The sequence below is a fragment of the Vibrio sp. FF266 genome (assembly GCF_041439695.1).
In the GTDB taxonomy this organism is placed as follows: domain Bacteria; phylum Pseudomonadota; class Gammaproteobacteria; order Enterobacterales; family Vibrionaceae; genus Vibrio; species Vibrio tasmaniensis_A.
The window spans coordinates 1-1,230 of record NZ_JBGOOO010000116.1 but is presented as its reverse complement, the minus strand read 5'-3'; the positions used below and the strand labels follow the sequence as shown (position 1 = coordinate 1,230).

1 protein-coding gene is annotated in these 1,230 nt (G+C 43.6%); it reads right to left on the bottom strand.

Translation table 11 applies throughout. From position 1 onward, the window contains the following. Positions 1 to 30: 30 nt before the first annotated feature. A protein-coding gene (locus ACED59_RS24500; RefSeq protein ID WP_371705204.1) for an IS3 family transposase occupies positions 31 to 1,181 on the bottom strand; the annotation gives its coding sequence in 2 pieces (ribosomal slippage) (positions 31 to 938 and positions 938 to 1,181; 1,152 coding nt in all). Positions 1,182 to 1,230 lie beyond the last annotated feature (49 nt).

Below are 1,230 nucleotides of genomic sequence, written 5' to 3'. Positions count from 1 at the left end.
TGATCTGCTCCAGTAAGACTGGACACCGCATTAAGCGACATATTGTTTTTCAAAGTTAACTGGGCTTAGATACCCAAGAGCACTGTGCCTTCTTGTTCGATTATAATCAACTTCGATGTATTCAAAGAGTGCTTGACGCATCTCTTCTCGGGTCATTATCGGCTCGTATTGGACGGCTTCTACTTTCATTGAGTGGAAAAAGCTTTCAACACAAGCGTTGTCCCAGCAATTTCCCTTCCTACTCATACTTTGCTTTAGATTATGAGCTGCGATTAAGTCGCGGTAGTCTTTTGAACAATATTGGCTACCTCTATCACTATGGATAATCACTTCTTCTGGCATACCTCTGCGGAACAATGCCATTGATAGCGCATCACAGACCAGAGTTGCGGTCATTCTGGTACTCATTGACCAACCAACTACTTGCCGTGAGTACAAGTCGATAACAACGGCTAAATACATCCAGCCTTCGCTTGTCGCTAGATAAGTGATATCTCCAGCCCATTTTTGGTTTGGTGCTGTCGCATTAAAGTCTTGCTCAAGCAAATTCGGGGCTACAGGAAGTCTATGCTTACTGTCTGTCGTACATTTGAACTTACGGGCGGCCTTCGCGACTAAGCTCTGGCGCTTCATGCTCGCGGCAATGGTTTTTACATCGTGCTTATTACCATTTGCCTCAAGTTCTTTTTGAATGCGCCTTGCACCGTCGCGTTCCTTTTTATCATCAAAGACTTCTCGAACTTTGTTATCAAGCTGCTTGCGGTGCTCGTTGCGTTGAGTGACTTTATGGCGATTATCAATCCAATAATAAAACCCACTTCGAGAAACCCCAAACACCTTAGCCATACGGATAATCCTATATTGCATCAGGTGTTCGAGCATAAACTCATAGCAATCTATTTTAGATTTTTCGCGAAGTAGGTGGCGGCCTTTTTTACGATATCTAGCTCTTCAGCTTGCTCTGCTAATAATCGCTTGAGCTTGGCATTTTCAGTGGCGAGTTCTCTTTCTCTATCGCTGATTTTCGCATCTTTTTTGACGGCTTTACGCCACCCATAAATTTGAGATTCATATAGTGAAAGCTGTCGTGCGGCGGCAGCGACACCGACTTTCTCTGCTAACTTAAGCGCTTCGGCTTTAAATTCAGGAGCATGTTTAATTCGTGTTTTCTTAGTTGTCATTGTTCACCTCGTTAGTGATTGTACTCACTTAACTCAGTGTCCAAAACTT